This window comes from Caulobacter sp. D5, assembly GCF_003185805.1.
Classification (GTDB): Bacteria; Pseudomonadota; Alphaproteobacteria; order Caulobacterales; family Caulobacteraceae; genus Caulobacter.
The window spans coordinates 1-4,318 of sequence record NZ_QHJY01000139.1 but is presented as its reverse complement, the minus strand read 5'-3'; the positions used below and the strand labels follow the sequence as shown (position 1 = coordinate 4,318).

The 4,318-nt window shown below is 69.0% G+C and carries 3 protein-coding genes and 1 pseudogene; 3 read left to right on the top strand and 1 reads right to left on the bottom strand.

Annotation, left to right across the window (positions count from 1 at the left end; all coding sequences use genetic code 11):
- A pseudogene (locus DMC18_RS10210) lies at window positions 1-229 on the top strand (cation:proton antiporter); the annotation flags it as partial.
- Window positions 230-391: 162 nt separating this feature from the next.
- Here the strand turns inward: DMC18_RS10210 and DMC18_RS10205 are convergent.
- On the bottom strand, window positions 392-2,353 hold the full coding sequence (locus DMC18_RS10205; protein ID WP_110119010.1) for an acetyl/propionyl/methylcrotonyl-CoA carboxylase subunit alpha: 1,962 nt from the start codon (window positions 2,351-2,353) through the stop codon (window positions 392-394).
- Window positions 2,354-2,627: 274 nt separating this feature from the next.
- Here DMC18_RS10205 and DMC18_RS10200 point away from each other — a divergent pair, with 274 nt between their 5' ends.
- Together DMC18_RS10200 and DMC18_RS10195 are read left to right on the top strand one after the other, a co-directional pair.
- Window positions 2,628-3,116, top strand: coding sequence for a hypothetical protein (locus DMC18_RS10200; RefSeq protein ID WP_146218036.1), 489 nt, complete (start codon window positions 2,628-2,630; stop codon window positions 3,114-3,116).
- A gap of 115 nt (window positions 3,117-3,231) precedes the next feature.
- Window positions 3,232-4,272: a glycoside hydrolase family 43 protein gene (locus DMC18_RS10195; protein WP_110119008.1), complete on the top strand. Its 1,041-nt coding sequence runs from the start codon at window positions 3,232-3,234 to the stop codon at window positions 4,270-4,272.
- Window positions 4,273-4,318 lie beyond the last annotated feature (46 nt).

Here is a 4,318-nt window from a genome sequence, read left to right as displayed (position 1 = left end):
CGCCCGCGGCCTGATGGAGCTGATCATCATCAACATCGGCCTGCAGAAGGGCATCATCGGCCCGGCCCTGTTCTCGATGCTGGCGGTGATGGCCGTGGTCACCACCCTGATGACCTCGCCGCTGTTCGAGGCCTTCTACGGCAAGAAGGCCCGCGAGCGCGGCGAACTGGGAGCCCTGGACGAGGGCGAGGACGAAAACGTCGGGCAGCCGGCGAAACAGTTGGTGTAGCCGCTCGCGCCCCCTCTCCCCCTGCGGGAGAGGGTGGCCCCACGAAGTGGGGTCGGGTGAGGGGGCGCACATGCGCAAACGCCGCGACGCGGATCAGCTTTCGCGGCGTCTGGTTTCTGCGAGACCCCTCATCCGTCGGCTTTCGCCGACACCTTCTCCCGCTCAGGAAGCCTCCAGCCGCGCCAGCACCACGCCCTCGGCGACCTGGCCGCCGGCCACGGCCGAAAGCTCTCCCACCACGCCGTCGAACGGCGCGGCCAGGGCGTGCTCCATCTTCATGGCCTCGAGCACCATCAGGGTCTGGCCCTTGGTCACGGACTGGCCGGCCGCGACCGCCACCGACACCACCTTGCCCGGCATCGGCGACAGGATCGCCCCGTCCGAGGCTGCGCCATGGGCGCCGCCGCCGACCTTAGGCGCGAAGTCGAACTCCCGCACGTCGCCGCCCTCGAACACGTAGAGCGGATCGCGGCCATAGACGCCGGGCAGCACATCGACGTCGTCCAGCGCCCGACCGTCCTCGACGGTGATGTCCCACGACCAGTCGTCGCCCGCGCCCGCCACCAGCCCCACCCGCAGCGGAACCTTGGCCCCGTCCACGGTCAGCGGCAGGTCCATGGCCGCGCGCGGGGCGTTCATGCGGAAGCCCAGCAGGCGCGACGGCGCGCTGGCCCAGGGGTCGGCCTTGGGCTGGTCGGCGGCCATGAAGCCCTCCAGCCGCTGGCCGATGGCGGCCAGGGTCGGGGCGTCGGAGAATGTCCGCTCGGTCAGTTTCTCCAGCCGCGCGGCGATGAAGCCGGTGTCGATCGCGCCCTCGACGAAATCGGGATGGCTGGCGCAGGCGGCCAGGAAGGCGGCGTTGGTCTTCACGGGGTAGACCTCGACCAGCTTGCAGGCCTCGGCTAGCCGGTGCGCCGCGTCTTCGCGGTCGACGCCGTGGGCGATCAGCTTGGCGATCATCGGATCGTAGAAGGCCGTGACCTCGCCGCCCTCCTCCACCGCGCTGTCGACCCGCACGTCGCCTTCCGGCAGGCGGAAATGCTTCAGCGGTCCGGTCGAGGGCAGGAAGCCGGTGGCCGGGTTCTCGGCGTAGAGACGGGCCTCCATGGCCCAGCCGTCCAGCTCGATCTCGTCCTGGGTCAGAGGCAGCGGCTCGCCGGAAGCGACCAGAAGCTGCCATTCGACCAGGTCCTGGCCGGTGACCATCTCGGTGACCGGGTGCTCGACCTGGAGGCGGGTGTTCATCTCCATGAACCAGATGCGATCGGCGCGCAGGCCCTCGCTGGCGTCGGCGATGAACTCCACCGTGCCGGCGCCGACATAGCCGACGGCCTTGGCCGCCAGCACCGCCGCGCCGCACACGGCTTGCCGCGTCTCCTCGTCCATGCCGGGGGCCGGAGCTTCCTCGATGACCTTCTGGTGGCGGCGCTGCAGCGAGCAGTCGCGCTCGAACAGGTGGACCACCTCGCCGAACTGGTCGCCGAACACCTGCACCTCGATGTGGCGCGGCCGGGTGACATATTTTTCCAGCAGCACGCGGTCGTCGCCGAAGCTGGCGGCCGCCTCGCGGCGGCATGAGCCCAGGGCCTCGGCGAAGTCCTCGGCGCGGTCGACCTTGCGCATGCCCTTGCCGCCGCCGCCGGCCACGGCCTTGATCAGCACGGGAAAGCCAACGGCGGCCGCTTCCTTGGAAAGCCGCGCCTCGCTCTGGTCGTCGCCCAGATAGCCGGGCGTGGTCGGCACGCCAGCTTGGATCATGAGCTTCTTGGCGGCGTCCTTCAGGCCCATGGCGCGGATGGCCGAAGGCGGCGGGCCGATCCAGACCAGGCCGGCGTCGATCACGGCCTGGGCGAAGTCGGCGTTCTCGGACAGGAAGCCGTAGCCGGGGTGGATCGCCTCAGCGCCGGTCTGGCGCGCGGCGGCCAGGATCTTCTCGGGGACGAGATAGCTTTCGCGGGCCGGCGAGCCGCCGATCAGGATGGCCATGTCGGCCTCCATCACGAACGGGGCGTGGCTGTCGGCCTCCGAGTGGACGGCGATGGTGCGCACGCCCATCTCGCGCGCGGTGCGGATGATCCGGCGCGCGATCTCGCCGCGATTGGCGATCAGGACCGACTCGATCAACGCATTCCTCCTCGGGACGAGGCTCTTTGCGGAGAGCCTCCGTCGTATGTTTCGTTGTTGGGCGACGTTTATGCCCGAAAACGCCGCCACACCAGCATGACCTTTGCCGCAGGCCGCGTGTTCCCCGCCAGCTTGCCCCCTGCCCTCGCCGTTGCAAAGCGCCGCCGGAACTGAACGGCGTCGCCACTCCCCCCAAACGAGACTGCTCGACGAATCCACAATCCCCGGCTACACGCCGCCGGCTCGATCTTCGGGCTCGAAATGGGGGTTACTCTTGAAGTTCATCGTATCCGTCGCCGCCCTGGCGGCGGCTTGCTTCGTCGCGTCTTCTGCTCAAGCTGGCGCATGGATGGTCGAACTGAACGGCGCCAAGGCCGACGATCTCACGGGCGCCGAATTGGGGGTCGGCTATAACTGGACCAAGAACAAATTCCGGCTGACTCCGATCGTCGGGGGACTGATCTATCAGGACGACGACAGTCGCTACCGCACCGAGACCCTCAACAACGGCAATACGATCTGCCGGGATCGCCAGACCGGCTACTTCGCTGACAAAGATCGCTGCAGCCCCGAGATCAAGCCTTACGGCAAACTCGAAGGCGCCTATCAGGTGACCTCGAAGCTGGAGTTCGGCGCCGGCGTGCGGGTCAGTGACGAAGTGGCGCCGTACGGCCTGATCGGAGCGCGCCTGACCGACCGCGTCACGATCAAAGGCTTCGGCGGTAAGGACTACTATGGCCTGGGCCTGACCGCGTCCTTCTGACGGCCAAGGTTCGGGGGCTTTCCTTGAGAAGGCTCCCGAACGGGCTTGGGGGCATTGCGATGGGGGCGGACATCCCCCTAGATCACACGGCCAGTGAAGTCGCGTAGGAGCCTTGATGCCCATCGATCGCTCGCGCCGGGCCCTGGCCCTCGGCGCCGCCGCCCTGGTCATCGCACCGGCGGCCCAGGCGGAAGCCGCCCCCGCGCCGATGTTGCGCCTGCCGAACATGCCGCTGCATGACCCGTTCATGGTCGCCGACCAGCAGGCCGGGCTCTATCGGCTCTACACCGCCAACATCCCCCGCCTCAGCGGCACGCCGGGCCTGGGCACGATGATGTATGTCAGCCGCGACCTGCTGGATTGGGAGAAGCCGAAGACGGTGTTCACGGCCCCGACCGACGCCTGGTTCAAGGCCGGGGCCTGGGCGCCTGAAGTCCACTTCTGGAAGGGCCGCTGGGCGCTCTTCACCACCTTCCACGACGAGGCCGCCGCCCTGCCGCCGGTCGGCAAGCGCAGGCCCTACCGGCGCGGCACGATCCTGGCGGTCGCCGACACCCCCGAGGGGCCGTTCACCGTCGCGCGTGGCGGCGAGCCGGTCGCGCCCAAGGACCGCATGACCCTGGACGGCACGCTCTACGTCGCTCCCGACGGACGCCCCTGGTACGTCTATTCGCGCGAGTGGCTGCAGGTCGGCGACGGCGCCATCGAGGCCCTGCCCCTGAGCGACGACCTCGCCGCCGCCGGCCCACCGGTCACCCTGTTCACCGCCAGCCAGGCGCCCTGGGCCGACGGCAAGCGGCAGCCCGAGGGCGATCTGGCCTATGTCACCGACGGCCCGCAGCTCTTCACGACCAAGACCGGCCAGTTGCTGATGCTGTGGTCCAGCTATGACCGGAACGGCTACGTCCAGTCCCAGGCCCGGTCGACGACGGGCAGGCTCGAAGGGCCGTGGGAGCAGCTGCCGCCGCTCGTCCGCCACGACAGCGGCCACGGCATGCTGTTCCACCGCTTCGACGGCCAGCTGATGATGATCGTCCACCGGCCGTTCAAGAACGCCCGCGGCAAGCTCTACGAGATGCGCGACGCGGGCGATCGGCTTGAGATCGTCCGCCAGCGGATCGACCTGGATGGCGATCCACAACCCCTCTCTCTTTGAGAGAGGGAGGGGCCCGCCGCGAAGCGGTGGGAGGGTGAGAGGTTTC

Bases quoted from the DNA above. Each gene is read 5' to 3' on its own strand.
- DMC18_RS10195 (WP_110119008.1), top strand. From the start codon at position 3,232: ATGCCCATCGATCGCTCGCGCCGGGCCCTGGCCCTCGGCGCCGCCGCC.